The sequence below is a fragment of the Aquimarina latercula DSM 2041 genome (assembly GCF_000430645.1).
Lineage (GTDB): Bacteria > Bacteroidota > Bacteroidia > Flavobacteriales > Flavobacteriaceae > Aquimarina > Aquimarina latercula.
In genome coordinates, this window is record NZ_AUMK01000011.1 from 139,337 (window position 1) to 160,347 (window position 21,011).

The window sequence follows — 21,011 nt, forward strand, 5'->3', positions numbered from 1 at the left end:
AAAAACTCTTATTTTTTAGCTTGACTAAAGTTCCATTTTATTCCTGGTTTTAATATAACATCCTCATCACCGGTGATAGCGTTTGTTTCTTTTTTGAGTGATACAAATAGTGTAATACTTGGTATAAGATATGCTTCTGCATACCCGCCGAAATCAATACTTTCTTTCATGCTGTCATGGTAAATCTCGGCAGATAGAATTAATTTCTGTCCATATTTTCTTAATGCAATCCCGCTAATCAAACCATCATTATCCGTGGTCTGTGGTGTTTGATCATATCGATATATGATCATTCCGTTAATACTCATCCCACTTTTACCTAAATCATATTGTCCCACCAACCAAGCTTGATGTCTATAGGTAACAATACTATCTGTTTTAAAAGAATTATCTCTAGCTCTTCCGGCAATCGCATAACCAAGAGCAAGCGAACCTCCAGCTTTTTCCATATAGCGTGTTTTAGCATTGATGTATGCTTGTTTTAATGCTGGATTGTCTACTATAGTTCCTTGGTCGTCAGAATTCATAGGTCCTGGTTCGTCAGAGTCGTTTGGAAGAAGAGCATTGTCAATATCTTGTCCTAGTTGTTGGTCAAATATGATGTCTTTACTGTCGAAAAGAGTAGCTCTTATCCCTCCAGAAAATAATAGGTCATCCGGAAAGTCCATTGAATTTATGGTCGCAAATGAGAGTTGAAGATTTGCTAGAAATCTCTTTCCATAATTATTTCGATATTCTTTTACGTTTTTTAATCTCCCTCCAAATGTGAAATATGGGTTGAAATCAAAAGCTAATCCTGGACTAACTTCATTTCCGCTAAGAAAATTACTAGCCAATTGTGTAATAATTTCTTGAGGAGTACTAGCACGCATAACAGTAGTAGGGTTAGCATCTAGTACAGCAAAAGCGGGGCTTTCAGGAACATTATAGTCTAGTTTAAAAGAATATGCTTCCTGATTATCGCCTGGCTGTTCAACATCTTGCGAATACCCTGTGAGCATTATCAAGAGTATCAAAATTGAGCAACTTATTCTGTATCTTTCCATAAGTCAGATGTTGAGAAATTATCATTAATAAGATGCTTGAAGATTACGTGATTTCCAAATTTTAATTGTTTTCCATCAGAACATTTAGGTACAAGGCGTGAAGAATCTTTTGTCCATCGTTTTTCCTCGTCTTGAATTACTGTAATGCTGAATTCTCCTCGCTCCACATTATTGATCATGGAACAAGCATTGATAGACCAAGCAAGAGAATCATTTTCAATATCACTTGGTTTTTCTAGAAGAATAAATTCATCTACGCCATCGTCTCCAGTAATTACATTAAATTTTTCTTTCTTTTCCCACTTTCCATTCTGCAATTCCCAAAGAATAAATATGGAACCAGATCTAATTCCATTATTAGCGGTTACCTTAACCTTTAAGGGACCTCCATCAGGGTCAATTAAACAATAATTTGATTTTGGCATGACGGGTATGGTTTTAAGTTATTGATACTTTTTTGGTTGATTAAATTCAAATATAGATGGGGACTTATTTTATATTTATAACTTCAGTACACTATGAATACCAAGATTCATTGTATAATTATATATGGTATGAAACTACAAATTAAATCCGAATCTAAATTACATTAAAACCGTAATGTTTGTATCAGGTAAATACCCCTATTTTCATTCAAAAAAATAGGTAAATACCCTTTTAACAAATGACCCTTGTATGCAATAAGTTGATGTTACCAATTAGTAATTTGAGAATTGGTTTTAGAGATTTTTATTTCTAAAAATATGGTGTCTACTTTTTTGTAGCTATGAATTCCGTTTTTACTATTTGTAATTCTTTTCTTATTTCTTCGAATTTGTCTTTTTATTTTCTTCCATTCCTTATCATTGTATACTACTTCACTATTTTCATTAGTTACTACTATAGTATTATGAGGAGTGTCTTCTACTGTGTTATTTTTTTCTGTGTTAGCTTGTCCAAATGCGTTTTGACCAAACCAGATCAAAACTACTATGATTACCATTTTAAATTTCATAACTTTTCTTTTTTTTATAATGGGTTGATTTTCAGATGCTAATTTACGTTATATATAAAGTTGTTTCTAGAGGGAAAACACCCCTTTTTTTAATAGTGCATATTCCCTTACCCTAAAAAAGGTTCTGATTTATAACGAATTATAAAAAAAAAGATCGCTTGGAAAAGCGATCTTTTGTTAATTTATAATAATGTGGTATTTAATTTACCAGCCAGATAATTGAGATTCTTTACTACTTAAAGCCGGTATAGTAACAAAAATAGTATCAACTACCTTAGAAGCAAAAATCTCTCGCCCATCATTGATTCTTTTTTTAGTATCTAATATTTGTTTTTTTATGTCAGCCCATTCTTCATCACTGTAACTTGCGGAAGAAGTAAAACCTTGTTGTTCTGATGCTCCTTGTTCAGAAGTTTTAATAATAAGTCTATCCGCAGAAACTGAATTATCTTGATTATAAGATCCTTCTTCAATTTTTACATCAACCTCTTTTATAGATTTTGTATTGGTTTTATAGTCTTGTCCAAAGGATAAGCTACAAACACAAAACATAATGAAAGTAATTCCAATTTTTAATCTCATTTTAGTACTTTTTGATAATTTGATCATTGCGCCTTAAATATATCTTTTATTAATAACAGGCAATTCAATTATTTAGTATTCGTAGGTCATGTTATAGTATCCGACTACATTAGAAAAATGACTAATTCTTAAAAGTTAGATATATAAAGTATTGGAGATTATAAAGTTACGTTAAATAAATTATATTTTAAAAGCTTTTTTCACTTGACCAACATAATCTAGTTTTTCCCAAGTAAATAATTCTACTTCTTTTTCTACTTTTCCAGAATATGGGCTTTCAAAAACTTTGGTAACTAGTTTTGGTTCTTTTCCCATATGTCCATATGCTGCAGTTTCTTTATATATAGGGTTACGTAATTTTAAACGTTCTTCTATTGCAGCTGGTCTCATATCAAATATTTCAGCTACTTTTTCTGCAATTTCTCCATCGGTAATACCTAACGTGCTAGTGCCATAAGTGTCAACAAAAATAGAAGTAGGTTCTACTACTCCAATGGCATAAGAAACTTGAACTAATGCTTCATTTGCAACACCAGCAGCAACTAAATTTTTGGCTATATGCCTAGATGCATAAGCTGCAGAACGGTCAACTTTACTAGGATCTTTTCCAGAAAAAGCACCTCCACCATGAGCACCTTTACCTCCGTAAGTGTCAACAATAATCTTACGTCCAGTAAGACCAGTATCTCCATGTGGTCCTCCGATTACAAACTTACCAGTAGGGTTTATGTGATACGTTATTTGATCATTAAATAAATTCTGAATATATTTTGGTAATTGAGAAACTACTCTAGGAATTAAAATCGAAACGATGTCATTTTTTATTTTAGCCAGCATAACATCATCATCTATATCAAAATCATCATGCTGAGTAGAGACAACAATTGCTACAATACGTTGTGGTACATTATCATCACTATATTCAATAGTAACTTGACTTTTAGAATCAGGACGTAAATATGGAATTTCTGTACCTTCTCTTCTTAATTTAGCAAGTTCAATAAGGATTTTATGAGAAATGTCTAATGCTAAGGGCATGTAGTTTTCAGTTTCCTTGGTTGCATACCCAAACATCATTCCTTGGTCACCTGCTCCTTGCTCTTCTTTAGTTTCTCTATCAACACCTTGGTTGATATCCTGTGATTGCTCGTGGATAAGAGAAATTACACCACAAGAATCTCCACTGAATTGGTAGGCTCCTTTGGTATACCCAATTTCGTTAATTACTTCCCTTGCAATTTGCTGTACATCTAAATATGTTTTTGATTTAACCTCTCCAGCAAGAACCACTTGTCCAGTAGTTACCAAAGTTTCACAAGCTACCTTCGAATCTTTATCAAAGGCTAAAAAGTTATCTAATAAAGCATCACTAATTTGATCTGCCACTTTATCCGGATGTCCTTCAGATACACTTTCTGAAGTAAATAAATACGCCATTCTTCGTTGTTTTTATAGAATAAACTATAATAAATTATGACAGGATTGCAATAAAGAAGCTTTCGATAATTATAGTATTGTACCGAACTGCTTTAGCATTTATTTACTGAATTGATTCTATCAGTTTTGATATGAATACTATAATTTCAGCTCTTTAGGGTTGCAATCAGTCAAATCTATCCCTTTTTAATAATGCGGCAAAGGTAAAAAAAATGATAATATTGGAAAGGATTTAACGTATCATTAATTTTCTTCCAATAAAAAAAACCTTTTAAGGGTGATTTTTTCGATCAAAACAATTTTTATGGAAATTGTTTTTAGTTTAAAAATAATTACTAGCTTTGTCCCGAAGTTTCTTATACATATTAGTAAGTTATTAAGAAAGGTGGAGGGAATAGACCCTATGAAACCTTAGCAACCCTTTAGTTATAAAGAAGGTGCTAAATTCTATTCGTTGTAGACGAAAAAGATAACTCGATACAAATTGCAGTACTTGTAATTGTCGTTTCCTTTCTTTTTAATTTTCTATACCATACGTTTTAAGAGTGTTTGATGTATTTGAATTTTATCAATTATTTAAAATTTAAAATAGAAAATTATGAGTGCACAAAAATTTGCAACAGAAGCTTTACACGCAGGACATGACGTGAAAAACAATGGAGGGACAAGAGCAGTTCCTATTTATCAGACTACATCTTATGTTTTTAATGATGCAGATCATGCGGCTAATCTTTTTAATTTATCTGAACCAGGTTTTATTTATACTCGATTAAATAATCCAACAAATGATATTTTAGAACAGCGATTGGCTACAATAGAAGGCGGTATTGCTGCTGTAGTTACGGCATCTGGAACAGCAGCTATTAATACTACATTGTTAACATTACTAAAATCAGGAGATCATATTGTAGCTTCTAGTAGTTTATACGGAGGAACTTATAATCTTTTAAACGTTACGTTACCTAGGTTTGGAATAACAACTACGTTTGTCGACCCTTCGGATTCTGAGAATTTCAAGAATGCTGTACAGGAAAATACAAGAGTTTTCTTTGTAGAATCATTAGGTAATCCAAAACTAGATGTATTAGATCTTAAGGCGATTTCTAAAGAAGCAAAAGCATATAAAGTTCCACTTATTGTAGATAACACGGTGGCTACTCCAGCTTTATTAAACCCAATAGAACATGGTGCTAATATTGTTATTCATTCATTAACAAAATACATAAGCGGAAATGGAACTTCTTTAGGAGGGGTTGTTATAGACGCAGGAACCTTTGATTGGTCAAGTGGCAAGTTTCCAGAGTTTACAGAACCTTCTCCAGGATATCATGGATTAGTATATCACGATGCTTTAGGTGCTGCTGCTTTTATTGCTAAGGTAAGAATAGAAGGATTGAGAGATTATGGAGCTGCACTAAGTCCTTTTAATGCATTTCAGATTTTACAAGGTTTAGAAACTTTAGAGATTAGAATTAAAAAACATAGTGAAAATGCCTTGTCATTAGCAAAATGGTTAAAAGAGCAAGATGAGGTTACTTGGGTAAAATATCCAGGATTAGAAAGTGATACGTATCATCAACTTGCAAAAGAATACCTTCCAAAGGGGCAGAGTGGTATTGTTACTTTTGGAATAAAGGGTGGTTTCGATTCAGCAAAAACAGTTGCAAATGAAACCGAGATATTTTCTTTATTAGCAAATATAGGAGATTCGAAATCTTTAATTATTCATCCTGCAAGTACTACTCATCAACAGTTAAACGAAGAACAGCAAGAATCAACAGGAGTAACACAGGACTTAATACGACTTTCTGTTGGTTTAGAAAATATAGAAGATTTAAAAACGGATCTAAAAAGCGCATTTTCTAAAGTAGGTGAAAAAGTAAAGTAATTAAGATTGACAAGCATTGAGATGCTAACCCTTTCCTTGAGATTAGAAGAAGGGGAAGTAGACTCTTTATAAATAGTAGGCTTAATATATATGCTCCAAAAAATTGAAATATTAGATTTTATAACTACCAAAGGGCTAGAAATAGAACGAATTCCACTGTTTTATGAAGTCTTTGGTAAACCTTTGTTAGAAGGCCCCGTAGTTTTGGTTAATCATGCGTTAACGGGTAATTCTGATGTTTGTGGCCCCAATGGTTGGTGGAATGGACTGATTGGAGAAGGTAAATGTATTGATACAGATAAATATACGGTGCTCTCATTTAATATTCCAGGTAATGGATATGATGGAGATGAGAAAAATTTAATTACGGATTATACACTTTTTACGGCAAGGGATATCGCAGCGATTTTTGAAAAAGGTATAAAACAACTGAATGTTCAAAAACTATATGCTGCTATAGGAGGATCGGTTGGAGGAGGTATTGCTTGGGAACTTGCAGCATTAGCGCCAGGATTGATTAATCATTTAATTCCAGTAGCTACAGACTGGAAATCTACAGATTGGTTAAAAGCTAATTGTTTAATACAAGAGCAGATTTTACTAAACTCTAAGAATCCTGTGCATGATGCAAGATTGCATGCGATGCTTATCTATAGATCGCCTGAGTCATTTAAGGAAAAGTTTCATAGGACTTTTAATGGTGAAAAGGGAATGTATAATGTGGAAAGTTGGTTGTTTCATCATGGGAAAAAGTTAAATAAAAGATTTACTCTTTCCGCATATAAAGAGCTGAACTATATACTTGCCAATATTGATATAACAGAAGGGAGAGGATGTTTTAAGGATTTGGCGGCTAATATCAAATCGAATATTCATATCGTAAGTGTCAATTCTGATGGCTTTTTTACGGCAAAAGAAGATGAGATTACTTTTCAGGAGTTAAAGGAAGTAAAGCAAAATGTTTGGCATCATACAATTGATTCGGTTCACGGACATGATGCGTTTCTTATAGAATTTGACCAACTGAGTAGGTTGTTGTCAGATGTATTTTAAAATAGGACAAAATGAAGATTTTAAAGTTTGGAGGAAAATCACTTGCTAATGGTGAAGGTATCCATAAAGTGGTTGATATAATAGAAGATAAGGTTAATAATGGTGAGTTAATTACTGTTGTGCTTTCTGCTAGAGGGAAATCTACCGATCAATTAGAAGAAATATTGAATAGGGCTGTTAAAAATGAAAGTTATCAAGAACAACTACAGGCTTTTAAACAATATCAAATAAATGATTACGGTAGTTTTAAAGTTGATGAGGAGTTTGAAACATTGGATAAGCTTTTTGAAGGAGTTTCTTTGTTAGGTGACTACAGCAAAAGAATTAAAGATCAAGTATTATCTCAAGGAGAAGTAATCTCTGCTAAGTTACTTACTCACATACTTAAAGAAAAAGGAATAAAAGCCAATTTCACAGATAGCAGAGAGTTAATAAAAACCGATGGTAAGTTTGGAGAAGCACAACCGTTAGATAAGCTATCTAAAGAAAATGTTATTAAACATTTTAAAAAATATAATGGTTCAACGGTTAATATTGTAACTGGTTTTATTGCTTCTAATACTAATAATGAAACAACAACTTTAGGAAGAAATGGAAGTAATTATACTGCTGCGCTTTTAGCCAATTACTTAGATGCAGAAGAGTTACAGAATTTCACCCATGTAAGTGGAATTTACACAGCGAATCCGGATTTAGTAAGTGATGCAAAAAAGATTGAAAAATTATCTTTTACTGAGGCAAATGAGTTGGCGTATTTTGGAGCTAATATTCTCCATGCTAAAACTATAATACCATTAATTGAAAAAAATATACCTCTTCGTATTCTAAATACATTTGACGGTCATAATGATGGAACATTAATTACTGCAGAGAATAGTAATAAAGGAATAAAATCTCTTTCTGTTTTGGAGAATGTTTCTTTAATCAATTTAGAAGGGAGAGGACTTTTAGGAAAAGTAGGAGTGGATGCTAGAATATTTAAAGCGTTAGCTTATAAAGATATCAGTGTAAGCATTATTTCACAAGGTTCGTCCGAGAGAGGAATAGGTCTTGTTGTAACTTCAGAAAAAGCAATAGAAGCTAAAAAAGTTTTGGAACAAGAGTTCGAAGTGGATTTTCATAAGCAAGATGTAAATAGAATTACAATAATAAATGAAGTTTCTGTAATTTCTATTATAGGACAAGATTTAAGTACATTTCATAAACCTTATAATTCCTTAATTAAAAATCAGGTAATCCCATTACTTTTTAACAATACAGTTACAGGTAAGAATGTGAGTTTAGTTGTATATAAAAGTCAACTTCATAAAGCATTAAATGTTATTCATGGGGAGATTTTTGGAGTAGCAAAGAAAATAAATATTGCTGTGTTTGGACATGGACTTGTTGGTGGAACTTTGATAGATCAAATTTTAAAATCTGCAGATGATATTGAAAAGAGAAAAAAGATTGATCTTAATATTTTTGCGGTTGCAAATTCTAAAAAAGTACTTTTTAATAAAAATGGAGTTGATACTAATTGGAAAACTGATCTAAAACAAGGGAACTCTTATGGTATTGAAGATGTTATAAAATTTGCTGATGAGCATCATTTAGAAAATCTGATCGCTATAGATAATACTGCTAGTAAAGAATTTACTGATAATTACACCATTTTGATTGAAAATGGATTTGATTTGGTGTCCTCTAATAAAGTGGCAAATACGCTAAGTTTTGATTTTTATAAAGAACTTAGAAGAAAGTTAGAAGAATTTCAAAAACAATATCTGTATGAAACTAATGTTGGTGCTGGATTGCCCTTAATAGATACTATTAAGTTGTTACATTTATCTGGAGAAAATATTACTAGAATCAAAGGAGTTTTCTCTGGTTCATTAAGTTATTTATTTAATACTTTTTCTAAAGAACAAAGACTGTTTAGTGAAGTGCTGCAAGAGGCTATTGATAAAGGGTTTACAGAACCAGATCCTCGAGAGGATTTATGTGGTAATGATGTAGGAAGAAAATTATTGATTTTGGCTAGAGAACTTGATTTGAGTAATGAATTTGTAGATGTCAATATTCATAATTTAATTCCTGAAAGTTTAAGAGAAGGAGAGGCTGATTTGTTTTTAGGAAGGTTAAAAGAGTTAGACCCAGTATATCAAAAAATAAAAGAAGAACAGAAACCCGATCATGTTTTGCGATATATTGGGGATCTTCACGGTGATTTATTTGAAGAAAAAGGAATTTTAGATGTTAAATTAGTATCTGTTCCGGAAAGCAGTGCGTTAGGACAAGTAAAAGGTTCCGACTCTATATTCGAGATTTATACAGAGTCATATGGAGATCAACCTATAGTGATACAAGGAGCAGGAGCAGGAGCTGCGGTTACTGCCAGAGGAGTTTTTGGAGATATATTGAGGTTAACTGAAAAAAGGTAAATTATAATAACTACGAATTAAAGTTATTTTTAGTTTATGAAAGATATTTGAATTTTAAAAAAAGAGAACGTAGTTACTGAGCTCGATCTCAATTTTTAATGCATTAATAAGTGATTAAAAAAATTTGAACATATGAAAATAGAATTAAAAAGAATAGATAATGATTATCATTTTGAATTAAAAAATGAAAGAGGTCATATAACCCATATTGATAGCAAAGCAGAAGTTGGAGGTCATGATTTGGCACCAAGTCCTATGGAATATGTGTTGATGGGGGTAGCTGGTTGTAGCGCTATTGATGTTATTTCTATATTAAAGAAACAACGTCAGGAAATTACTGATTACAGAGCAGAAGTTGATGGGTCACGAGTGGAAGTCGATGGGGCAAAACCATTCAAAGAGATTTCTGTTACGGTTTATTTAGAAGGAGAGATAGCACCCGAAAAAGCTAAAAGAGCAGCACAATTATCATTCGAAAAATATTGTTCCGTGTCTAAAACATTGGAGCCTACAGCTACTGTAACATATAAGGTTGTAGTTAATAATGAAGAAGTATGAGCTTAAAAAGCCAAAATTTTGAAACGCAAGCGGTAAGGACTCAAACTGAGAAAACTCAGTTTTTAGAACATTCTACACCGATGTATTTAACATCTGGATTTGTTTTTGAAGATTCTGAAGAAATGAGAGCTGCCTTTGCAGAAGAGAAAGATCGTAATTTATATAGTCGTTTTAGTAATCCCAATACAACAGAGTTTGTTGATAAAATCTGTAAATTAGAAGGAGCAGAGGATGGTTATGCATTTGCAACGGGAATGGCTGCGGTGTTTTCTACCTTTGCCGCATTATTAAACGCAGGAGATCACATCGTTTCTGCTAGGTCAGTATTTGGATCAACACATTCTTTGTTTACGAAGTATTTTCCTAAATGGAATATAGAAACAAGTTATTTTCCAGTTAATGAGGTTGATACAATAGAAAGTTTAATCCAGCCTAATACAAAAATCATTTATGCAGAATCTCCAACAAATCCAGGAGTAGATGTATTGGATCTGGAGTTGTTAGGTAAGATTGCAAAAAAGCATAAACTGTTATTGGTTATTGATAATTGTTTTGCAACACCATATTTACAAAATCCGATAAAGTTTGGAGCTGATCTTGTGATTCATTCAGCTACAAAATTAATTGATGGGCAAGGACGTGTATTAGGAGGAGTAACTGTCGGTAAGAAAGAATTGATAAAAGAGATTTATTTGTTTTCTCGTAATACTGGACCAGCGTTATCACCATTTAATGCGTGGGTATTATCCAAAAGCCTAGAAACTTTAGCTGTTAGGGTAGATCGACATTGCGAAAATGCCTTAAAATTAGCTGAGTTTTTAGAATCTCACCCTAAGGTGGATTGGGTGAAATATCCTTTCTTAAAATCACACCCGCAATATGAAGTGGCTAAGAAACAGATGCGATTAGGAGGTAATATTGTTGCTTTCGAAGTTCAAAATGGTGTAGCGGGAGGAAAGACATTTTTTGATAGTATCAAAATGTGTTCACTTTCTGCAAATCTGGGTGATACCAGAACTATTGTTACACATCCAGCTTCTACAACGCATAGTAAATTAGCAGTTGAAGATAAATTAGCTGTTGGTATTACAGATGGAATGGTAAGATGTTCTGTGGGGTTGGAACATATTGATGATGTAATAGCTGATATTGCACAAGCACTAGAAGAAATATAATTTTCCTAGCAAGTGTAATCTCATTTATAATTAATGATTAGATACAAAGAACTTTCAAATCATCACTAATATGATTTCTTTATAGATAACAATGGAACAATTCGTGAGATATAAAATGTATATTTATTTTATCATTTTATTTTTATGAAAAGAAGTGTTTTATTATGTTTTATCGTTTTATTGAGTGCTTCGCTTTATGGAAATCAAATACAACAAATTCCTAAAAAAAAAACGAGCACAGCCCGGCAAGTTGTAAAAAAAATCCCTATGTCTAATTCTGTGTTGGCAAAAGGGGATTGGTACAAGTTTTATATTGAGAAAACAGGGGTATATAAAATTACTCCTGATTTTTTATCTGATTTAGGGGTCGATGTTGCTACAATAGATCCTACGACAATAAAAATTTACGGAAATGGAGGGCAAATGCTTCCTCTTAAAAACAGCGAAAATAAAGAGTTTGATTTAAAGGAAAATGCTATTAAAGTGGTTGGGGGAGAAAATGGTGTTCTTTCTAAAAATGACTACATCCTCTTTTATGGTCAAAGTACCAAAGGGTATAATACCGATAGTAAAACTCATATTAATACATATGATGATAAATCTTATTATTTTATTACTACATCTGGAAAAAAAGGAAATAGAATATTCAATTCAGAATCTGTAAACAAAAAAGCCGATACAGTTATTACTACATTTAGAGAAGATCAGTTTTATGAAATAGATCAATATAATCTTGGATTGATGGGGCGCAGGTGGTTAGGAGATGAAATTAAAAATAATGAAGAAAAGCAGTTTTCGTTTTATTTTCCTAACAAGGTGGATTTTATGCCGGTTTACTATACTATTGTTGCAGCTGCTCAATCCGATAAGTCTTCTAGATTTAGTGTCAAAATAAACCAAAAAGAAGTAGAAGGTGTTAAGTTTCAAAAGTTATCAAAAGGAAGTATTGCTAAAGAAGGTTGGGTAGAAAAAATGATGACGAATAATTCAGATTCTATCCATATTAACATTAAATATGAAACAGAAAATCAGGTATTAGGAAAGAGTTATTTAGATTACATAAAGATTTCGGCAGAAAGATCATTGGTTTTATCTGATAAGCAATTGAAGTTTGAAGTTCGTGCTTTAAATTCGGTTAAAAAAAGAGGGGAAATACAGTTAAAGAATACTAAAGAAATTACCGAAATATGGGATGTGACTAATACAGATTCAATAGCCGTTTTTAGGAATATTTCTTTTTCAGAAAAGTTTTCTTTTAAGACAAGCCTTAATCAAACAAGAAGGTTTATTGCTATTCCTAAGAATGATTTTTATTATCCATTAAAGCCAAATAATTGCAAAGTAGAAAATCAAGATTTGAAAGGAACTGTTTTCTTAGATAAAGAGAATAATTTTAGAGACTTAGATTATATAATAATTACATCAAAAGATAAACTTTTAGCGGCAAATCGATTGGCAAATTTTCATAGGGAGCATAATAATATGAATGTCAAAGTAGCACCCGTGCATGAAATTTATAATGAATTTAGTAGCGGTAAACAAGACATAGGAGCGATTAGAAATTTTATAAGATATGTCTATGAAAATGCTTCATCTGATGCTAAAAAACTGGCATATGTATGTTTCTTAGGAAATGCTACATTCGATTATAAACATAAAATGATGGATACAGAAGGGAATCAGATATATAAAAAGAATGATGTTCCAAGTTTTATGAGTTATAATAGTTTTTCAAACATTAGATCGTATGTGTCAGATGATTTTTTTGCAATGATGGATCCAGAAGAAGGAGAAATGAAATTGAAAGATAATCTAGATATTGCTCTTGGACGAATATTGGTTGATACTGATATAGCTGCTAATGATGTAGTTAATAAAATTATAGGATATCATCAGAAAAATTCTTTTGGGGATTGGAAAAACAACATACTCTTACTGTCGGATGATGTGGATAAAGTCTGGGAGCAACGTATCCAAGGAAGCTTAGATAATGTAGGAAATTCTTTGATTAAAAAATATCCTTTTTTAAATATCTCTAAAGTATATAGCGATGCATTTATTCAAGAATCAACATCCAGCGGTGAGCGATATCCAAACGTTACGAAGACACTAATAAAGAAAATCGAGGAAGGTGTTGCTGTTTTAGATTATTTTGGACACGCTGAAGAGGAAGGGTTTGGTACGGAGTTTTTCTTTACTAAAAAAGAAGCAATCAAACTTAAAAATAAAGATAAGCTACCGTTGTTTGTTACTGTTACCTGTCTGGCTACTCGGTTTGATAATCCTTTCGAAGTTTCTGTTGGAGAGCATATTTTTAAAAACCCAAACGGAGGTGCAATAGCTATGATTGCAACTACTAGAGAAATTTTTATGAGTGCTGGAGTTAGAATAAATAATAAAATAATCAATTCTCTTTTTTCTGAGAAAGATTCTCATTTGAAACCATCAGAAGTAGTGTTAAAACTAAAAAATGAACTAGGGTATCAAGATAAAAGAAGTGTGTTTTTTATTGGAGACCCAGTAATGTCTCTTCAAATGCCTTTACCTACTATTCATATTACTAAAATTAATGAAATACCAATTAAAAAGTTTAATGATACAATTAGAGCTCTAGACAAGATTAGAATATCTGGAGAACTATTAGATGTGTCTCAAGATGTTATTAAAAAATATGATGGGGAGATTTATGTTAAGATATTTGACAAAGAATTTAGTAAAAAGACACTAGGTAATAATAGAATTAAAAATGGAAAAGGAGATCTTATACAGTTAAAATACAAAGATCAAGACGTTGTAATATATGATGGAAGTTTTGAAATTAAAAAAGGATTGTTTGATTTCGAATTTGTGGTCCCAAAAGATATAAACCTATCTGTAGGGAAGTGTAAAATAATCTTATATGCTAAAGTTGAAAATGCTTTAGAAGATGCTGTTGGGGTGCAAGAAGATATATTGTTGGGTGGATTATCAAAAGTAAAATCATCGAATATCAATGGACCAGAGATCAGAGTTTTTATTGAAGGTGAAAAAACAAAGGTAATTAATGTTGTTAAGGCTAATACAGAACTAAAAATAGAGATCGCTGATGAGGACGGAATCAATGTTTCTAGAATGGGAATTGGGCATCAAATGACAATGACTATTGATGGAAATACAAGAGAAAAGAAAATATTAAACAATTATTTTTCCAATTATGACAATAGTTATAAGAAAGGGTTTATCTCTTATCCATTAGATACATTATCAAAAGGGCACCATACTTTAGAAATTAAAGTTTGGGATGTTTTCAATAATAGTAGTAGTCAAAAAATCGAAATTATTGTGCTGGATTCCTTATAACATGACTTGTTTGAATAATAATCTACTAAATCACTAGGCTTTTTATTAATAATATCATAATTCTTTCATTTCTAGTAATTTTTTAAAGTTTTTAAGACTAAGAAATAGATTTTTATATATACATTTGTTTAATAATCTACTATTCCGATAGGGTAATAGGTTTTAAAGTAAAAAATGATTGTAGATCAAATGATATTAGATAAAGTAGCTACGAAGAAAACATCGTATGAGACTGATAGGACTTCGGAGAAACCATTACGAAGTATCGCCAAGGCTATAAGTTGGAGAGTAGTTGGCACGTTAGACACATTAATTGTTTCTTATGTGTTAACTGGCGAAATAGCATTAGCTACATCTATCGCATCAATTGATTTTGTAACAAAAATGATCCTTTACTTTTTTCATGAAAGAATTTGGAATCGTATTAAATGGGGAAGATAATTGCTGGTTTACTTCTTGATTAAATTAGAAGTAACAGAAAAAGAATAAAAAAAATGAAATTTACAGAAAAGGAAATACAGAATTTAAATAATGCTTTAAAGGACAAAACTCCTTTAGAGATTACTCAGTGGGCTGTTTTAAATGCGAAAACTCCAGTAGTAACTACTAATTTTAGACCGTATGAAGCTGCTATTCTTAATGTGAGTTCTATAGCATTATCTGATATTCCTGTTATCTGGTGTGACTCTGGATACAATACTCCTAATACATATAAGCATGCAGAAGAAGTGATTAATTTACTTAAACTTAATGTACAATTGTACGTTCCAAAACAAACAGCTGCGCATAGGGATGTAGTGATGGGTATTCCTGATATTGATGATCCAAAACATAAAATTTTTACACAACAAGTAAAGCTAGAACCTTTTAAACGAGCTATGAATGATTTTAAACCGGATGTATGGTTTACCAATCTTCGAAAAGGACAAACGGCATTAAGAGATTCATTAGATATTTTGAGTTTGGGTAATGATGGAGTTTTAAAAGTAAGCCCTTTTTATTACTATAGTGATGCGGAGTTAGATGTGTATTTGGAACAACATAATTTACCAAATGAATTTAAGTATTTCGATCCAACAAAAGTTCTAGATAATAGAGAATGCGGGATTCATACTAATTAGGTCAAGATATATAAAAAAAAGATTAAATTACATGGAAGTAATTGAACATATAAAAGAACAAATTGTGGATGCAAAAGTGCTAAAAGTGAATCCTTTAGAAAGTGAGGCGATTTATATTTTTAGAGAAGTCGTGGCCCAATTTGAAAAGCCTGTATTACTTTTTTCGGGGGGTAAAGATTCTATTACTCTAGTAAGATTAGCGCAAAAAGCATTTTATCCAGGTAAGATTCCCTTTCCGCTTTTACATATTGATACAGGGCATAATTTTCCTGAAACCATTGAGTTTAGAGATCGTTTGGTAAAAGAACTTGGAGTAGAATTAATAGTTCGTAATGTTCAGGATTCTATTGATCAAGGTAAAGTGATAGAGGAGAAAGGTAAGTATGCTAGTCGTAATAGTTTGCAAACGACTACACTTCTTGATGCGTTGGAAGAATTTAAATTTGATGCTGCAATTGGCGGAGCAAGAAGAGATGAAGAAAAAGCGAGAGCAAAAGAACGTATATTTTCTGTAAGAGATGATTTTGGTCAGTGGGATGAAAAAAATCAGCGACCAGAGCTTTTTGATCATCTTAATGGTAAAATTGATTTAGGTCAGAATGTACGTGTATTTCCGATTAGTAATTGGACAGAACTTGATGTTTGGAGTTATATCCAAAAAGAAGATATTGAAATCCCCTCTATATATTTTGCGCATAAACGAAAAACATTTATTAGAGATGGTATGATTTGGTCTGCAGAAGATGATGTCGTGCATAGAGAAGATGATGAATTAGTAGAGGAACGATTAGTGAGATTTCGTACCGTAGGAGATATGTCTTGTACAGCAGCAGTGCTTTCTGATGCAATTACTATTGATAAGGTAGTTTCAGAAATTAGAGAGTCTACGATCTCAGAAAGAGGAGCTCGTATTGATGATAAAAGATCTGAAGCAGCCATGGAAAAACGAAAACAACAAGGATATTTTTAGAAATAATTGATAGTTGTTAGTTAATCTTTGATGGTTAACAGATAAAAGAAAATAAGAATTGAATTAATTGAGAATATATCGTATTAGTAGGTTGATTTTGTAAGATTTAAACAATCAACTGATAACTAACTGTAAACGATCAATGAGTAATAAAATGGACGTATTAAAAATAGCAACAGCAGGAAGTGTAGATGACGGTAAGAGTACCTTGATTGGACGTATTTTATACGATACAAAGTCATTAACAACAGATAAGCTAGAGGCAATCGAAACTAGAAGTAAAGCCAATGGCTTTGATTACCTAGATTTTTCATTAGCTACTGATGGATTAGTTGCGGAAAGAGAGCAAGGTATTACTATTGATGTAGCACATATTTACTTTTCTACAAAAACGAAAAGTTATATTATAGCTGATACTCCTGGTCATATAGAATATACCAGAAATATGGTTACTGGAGCTTCGACTTCTCAGGCATCTATTATTTTGGTTGATGCTAGAAAAGGAGTAATTGAACAAACATATCGTCACTTTTTTATTAATAATTTATTGAGAGTAAAAGATGTGATTGTGGCGGTAAACAAAATGGATTTGGTTGATTTTTCTAAGGATAAATATGAGGCGATCAAAGAAGATTTTGAAAAGTTGATAGCTAAAAGTGATTACAAAGAACAAAACATCACTTTTATTCCAGTTAGTGCTTTGCAGGGTGATAATGTTGTAGACAAATCAGAGAATACTCCTTGGTACAGTGGTCAAACATTACTAGAACATTTAGAAGAATTAGATGCGCAAGATGTGTATGAAAAAGCAGAAGTGCGTTTCCCAATACAAACAGTAATTCGACCTAAAAAAGATGAATTTCATGATTTTAGAGGATATGCTGGTAAATTATATGGAGGAGATATTTCTGTAGGTGATGAGGTAACAATTTTACCTTCTTTAACAACATCCAAAGTGAAAGAGATTTTCTTTTTTGATCAAAAATTTGATACAGCAGGTAGAGGTAGTTCTTGTACGATTACATTAGAAGATGATGTAAATGTAAGTCGTGGTGATATGATTGTAAAATCGTCGGAGAAGCCTAAGGTAGAAAAGCAATTAACCGCCACAATTTGTTGGATGGATAATAAAGACTTAAATCCTGGAACAAATTATTTCATTCAAAGTGGAAGTAGTAGAGTTTTAGCAAAAGTGAAGAATATTAGTGGAACAGTTGCTACTGATTTTTCTGGAGAAGATACCGCTAAGAATTCACTAAGTCTAAATGAAATAGGAAAAGTTCAAATACAATTAAGTAAACCTTTAGCTATTGATTCTTATAGTAAGAATAAGGCTTCAGGGTCATTTATATTAATAGATTCTCAAACCAATAATACTTCAGGAGTAGGTTTTATTCAATAGATAAAAATCTTTTACTGATAAGAAAAAACAAGAATTTTTAGAATTAAAAAACCTTTATACAAAAGTCATAAGTATGTCCTTTTTTAAAGGTTGTAATACGAAAGAAAATGCAAAGTTTTAGAACAGAAATAGAAAACCCAATTGTCGAAAAAGACATTATTGAATTAGCGAATAAAATAGAGCAATTCCATAAAGGGAAGATTGATGAAGAGAAATTTCGTAGCCTACGTCTAGCTCGTGGAGTATACGGGCAGAGGCAAGAAGGTGTGCAAATGATTCGTATTAAATTACCTTATGGTAAGGTGTTGAGCAATCAATTACGAAGAATTTGTGACGTTTCGGATGAATATTCTAGGGGTAGATTGCATATAACAACAAGACAAGATATTCAGATCCATTATGTGGATTTAAATAGAACTCCAGAGCTTTGGGCGGAGTTAGAAAGAGATGATGTAACACTTCGAGAAGCTTGTGGTAATACCGTTCGTAATGTCACTGCTTCAGAAACTGCTGGGATTGATCCAAAAGAACCGTTTGATGTATCACCGTATGCAGATGCGTTGTTTCGTTTCTTTTTAAGAAATCCAATATGTCAGGAAATGGGACGTAAATTCAAGGTGTCTTTTTCAGGAACAGAAGAAGATACTGGATTATCTTATATGCATGATCTTGGTTTTATTGCCAAAATAGAAAATGGGGTAAGAGGGTTTAAAGTGATGCTTGCAGGAGGATTAGGTTCACAACCGAGACATGCAGATGAATTATATAGCTTCTTGCCGACCGATAAGATTATTCCTTTAATGGAAGGAGTTTTGAGGATTTTTGATCGTCATGGAGAACGTAAGAGTAGAGCAAAAGCAAGAATGAAGTTCTTGGTAAAGGATATTGGTGTAGAAGCTTTTAAAGAATTAGTAGAAGCAGAACAACAAGCAATTGCGCAGAAAACAGTGTCCATTGATGCAGAAGCTTATGTGGCATCAATTCCAGCATCGGTGGAAATTCCTGAGGTAGAGGTTAAGAACCAAAAAGCTTTTGATTTATGGAAATCTACTAATGTGATTTCTCAAAAACAAGAAGGATATGTAGCAATTGGTGTTAAAGTTCTATTAGGTGATTTTTACACAGATAAAGCCAGGTTACTAGCTGATTTAGTAGAGAAATATGCTGCAGGAGAAATAAGATTATCTCTTCGTCAGAATATTTTAATTCCTTTTGTAAAAGAAGGATTGCTTCCATTTTTCTATCAAGAATTAGAAAAATTAGGATTTGTAGAAGCAGGATATAATAAAGCGGTTGATATTACTGCTTGTCCAGGAACTGATACCTGTAACCTAGGTATTGCTAGTAGTACTGGTATTGCCGAAGAATTAGAAAGAGTTATAAAAACTGAATACCCTCAATATTTACAAAAAGAGGATCTGGTAATTAAGATTAGTGGATGTATGAATGCTTGTGGTCAACACAATATGGCTAATATCGGTTTTCAGGGAATGTCAGTAAGAACCAAAGATAAGTTGGTGGCACCGGCATTACAAGTGTTATTAGGAGGAGGAAACCTAGGTGATGGAAAAGGACGTTTTGCAGATAAAGTAGTAAAAATTCCTAGTAGAAGAGGCCCAGAAGCATTACGTAGAATTTTAGATGATTATGAAGAAAATGCAAATGGTAAGACTTTTGTAACATATTATGAAGACAAAGGAGAAAAGTATTTTTATAACTTACTTACGGATTTGTCCAATGTAGAAAATTTAACTCAAGAAGATTTTATAGACTGGGGGACTGAACAAGAATATGTAAAAGCAATAGGGATTGGAGAATGTGCTGGTGTAGTAATTGATTTAATAGCAACATTATTTTTAGAAAGTGAAGAAAAGATAGAAAATGCAAAAGTATCTTTTGAGAATGAAGTATATTCTGATGCTATATATCATGCATATAGTTCTTTAGTTAATTCCGCTAAAGCATTATTACTTGCAGAGAACAAGAAAACAAATACACATGCGAGTATTATAAGTCAATTTGATACAGAATTTGTAGTAAGTGGGAAGATCAATCTTGATGGAACGTTCGCGGATTTGATATATCAGATTCAAAAAAACGCACCGAGCAAGGATTTTGCAGTGGATTATATTAAAAAAGCAGGGCAATTTTTGCAAAAAGTGCAAGCATTTAGAGCATTGGAAGTAGAAAATGTATAATATCTTTACAAGGTTGTAAAATATTTAAAATAAAGATAATAAGTAAATAGAAATGAGTACTAAAACACCGAAATTAACGGTAGTTGGAGCAGGACCAGGAGATCCAGATTTGATTACGTTAAAAGCTATTAAAGCATTGGAGTCTGCAGATGTGGTGTTATATGATGCACTTATCAATGAATCCTTATTAGAATATTCGCCTAAAGCAGAAAAGATATTTGTAGGAAAAAGAAAAGGATGTTATTCATATCAACAAGAACAGATTAATGAGTTAATCGTTAGTAGAGCTAAAAGTCATGGACATGTAATACGATTAAAAGGAGGTGATCCATTTATTTTTGGACGAGGAGCGGAAGAAATTGATTATGTTCAAAAATTTGGTATAGAAACTAATATGGTACCAGGGATATCATCTTCTTTAGCAGTTCCAGCATATCAAGGAATTCCGTTAACAAAAAGAGGGTTTTCTGAGAGTTTTTGGGTAATTACAGGAACAACGAAATCCCATAAATTATCGCAGGATGTTTGCCTGGCAGCTAAATCAAATGCAACTGTGGTAATTTTAATGGGGATGAGCAAGCTAAGCGAAATAGTTAGTATCTTTGCAGCCGAAAATAAGGAGGATATTCCAGTTGCTGTTATTCAGAATGGAACTACTGAAAATGAGCAATTTGGATTTGGTTCAATAAAAACAATAGAGCAGGTTGTATTAGATAAAAAACTATCATCACCAGCGATTATTGTAATTGGAGAAGTAGTAGAGCAAAGAGCAAAATTAGCTTCGATTTATAGAGAAGTAAAAGAAGAAATCGTATCTTGATAGTT

Annotated in this window: 17 protein-coding genes and 1 riboswitch; of the genes, 12 read left to right on the forward strand and 5 right to left on the reverse strand. The window is 32.2% G+C overall.

Features of this window, described 5'->3' with window-relative positions:
* Positions 1-8 precede the first annotated feature (8 nt).
* The 5 genes from H526_RS0111045 to metK form a co-directional block, all read right to left on the reverse strand.
* A complete protein-coding gene (locus tag H526_RS0111045; protein WP_035085248.1) occupies positions 9-1,046 on the reverse strand; it encodes a hypothetical protein in 1,038 nt (345 codons plus the stop codon).
* On the reverse strand, positions 1,028-1,471 hold the full coding sequence (locus H526_RS0111050) for a hypothetical protein (RefSeq protein WP_027393060.1): 444 nt from the start codon (positions 1,469-1,471) through the stop codon (positions 1,028-1,030). Before H526_RS0111050 ends, H526_RS0111045 begins: the two co-directional genes overlap by 19 nt.
* A 266-nt stretch (positions 1,472-1,737) precedes the next feature.
* Positions 1,738-2,040, reverse strand: a complete 303-nt coding sequence (locus H526_RS0111055; protein WP_027393061.1) for a hypothetical protein — start codon at positions 2,038-2,040, stop codon at positions 1,738-1,740.
* Between the two features lie 204 nt (positions 2,041-2,244).
* Complete coding sequence (locus H526_RS0111060; protein WP_035085251.1) at positions 2,245-2,622, reverse strand: hypothetical protein; 378 nt, start codon at positions 2,620-2,622, stop codon at positions 2,245-2,247.
* Between the two features lie 180 nt (positions 2,623-2,802).
* On the reverse strand, positions 2,803-4,059 hold the full coding sequence (gene metK / locus H526_RS0111065; protein WP_027393063.1) for a methionine adenosyltransferase: 1,257 nt from the start codon (positions 4,057-4,059) through the stop codon (positions 2,803-2,805).
* Positions 4,060-4,429: 370 nt separating this feature from the next.
* Positions 4,430-4,535: riboswitch (SAM riboswitch) on the forward strand.
* Positions 4,536-4,657: 122 nt separating this feature from the next.
* Here metK and H526_RS0111070 point away from each other — a divergent pair.
* The 12 genes from H526_RS0111070 (at position 4,658) to cobA (ending at position 21,006) form a co-directional block, all read left to right on the forward strand.
* Complete coding sequence (locus H526_RS0111070; RefSeq protein ID WP_027393064.1) at positions 4,658-5,947, forward strand: O-acetylhomoserine aminocarboxypropyltransferase/cysteine synthase family protein; 1,290 nt, start codon at positions 4,658-4,660, stop codon at positions 5,945-5,947.
* A 90-nt stretch (positions 5,948-6,037) separates the two neighbouring features.
* Positions 6,038-7,000, forward strand: coding sequence for an alpha/beta fold hydrolase (locus H526_RS0111075; protein ID WP_027393065.1), 963 nt, complete (start codon positions 6,038-6,040; stop codon positions 6,998-7,000).
* 11 nt (positions 7,001-7,011) lie between these two features.
* A complete protein-coding gene (thrA, locus tag H526_RS0111080) occupies positions 7,012-9,423 on the forward strand; it encodes a bifunctional aspartate kinase/homoserine dehydrogenase I (protein ID WP_027393066.1) in 2,412 nt (803 codons plus the stop codon).
* A gap of 132 nt (positions 9,424-9,555) precedes the next feature.
* Positions 9,556-9,981, forward strand: coding sequence for an OsmC family protein (locus H526_RS0111085; RefSeq protein ID WP_027393067.1), 426 nt, complete (start codon positions 9,556-9,558; stop codon positions 9,979-9,981).
* Complete coding sequence (locus tag H526_RS0111090; RefSeq protein WP_027393068.1) at positions 9,978-11,156, forward strand: trans-sulfuration enzyme family protein; 1,179 nt, start codon at positions 9,978-9,980, stop codon at positions 11,154-11,156. Before H526_RS0111085 ends, H526_RS0111090 begins: the two co-directional genes overlap by 4 nt.
* Before the next feature lie 267 nt (positions 11,157-11,423).
* Positions 11,424-14,495 carry a type IX secretion system sortase PorU gene (gene porU, locus H526_RS0111095; protein ID WP_162144490.1) on the forward strand — a complete coding sequence of 1,024 codons (3,072 nt, stop codon included), beginning with the start codon at positions 11,424-11,426 and terminating at the stop codon, positions 14,493-14,495.
* A 174-nt stretch (positions 14,496-14,669) separates the two neighbouring features.
* Positions 14,670-14,936 carry a DUF2061 domain-containing protein gene (locus H526_RS0111100; protein ID WP_027393070.1) on the forward strand — a complete coding sequence of 89 codons (267 nt, stop codon included), beginning with the start codon at positions 14,670-14,672 and terminating at the stop codon, positions 14,934-14,936.
* 53 nt (positions 14,937-14,989) lie between these two features.
* Positions 14,990-15,616: a phosphoadenosine phosphosulfate reductase domain-containing protein gene (locus H526_RS0111105; protein WP_027393071.1), complete on the forward strand. Its 627-nt coding sequence runs from the start codon at positions 14,990-14,992 to the stop codon at positions 15,614-15,616.
* A gap of 31 nt (positions 15,617-15,647) precedes the next feature.
* Entirely contained in the window at positions 15,648-16,586 is a 939-nt protein-coding gene (gene cysD, locus H526_RS0111110; protein WP_051336111.1) for a sulfate adenylyltransferase subunit CysD, read from the forward strand.
* A gap of 154 nt (positions 16,587-16,740) precedes the next feature.
* Positions 16,741-17,988 (forward strand): sulfate adenylyltransferase subunit 1, encoded by a 1,248-nt coding sequence (locus H526_RS0111115; protein WP_027393073.1) that lies wholly within the window; start codon positions 16,741-16,743, stop codon positions 17,986-17,988.
* Between the two features lie 107 nt (positions 17,989-18,095).
* Complete coding sequence (locus H526_RS0111120; RefSeq protein ID WP_027393074.1) at positions 18,096-20,186, forward strand: HEPN domain-containing protein; 2,091 nt, start codon at positions 18,096-18,098, stop codon at positions 20,184-20,186.
* Between the two features lie 52 nt (positions 20,187-20,238).
* Positions 20,239-21,006 carry a uroporphyrinogen-III C-methyltransferase gene (gene cobA, locus H526_RS0111125; RefSeq protein ID WP_027393075.1) on the forward strand — a complete coding sequence of 256 codons (768 nt, stop codon included), beginning with the start codon at positions 20,239-20,241 and terminating at the stop codon, positions 21,004-21,006.
* The last annotated feature ends 5 nt before the right edge of the window (positions 21,007-21,011 follow it).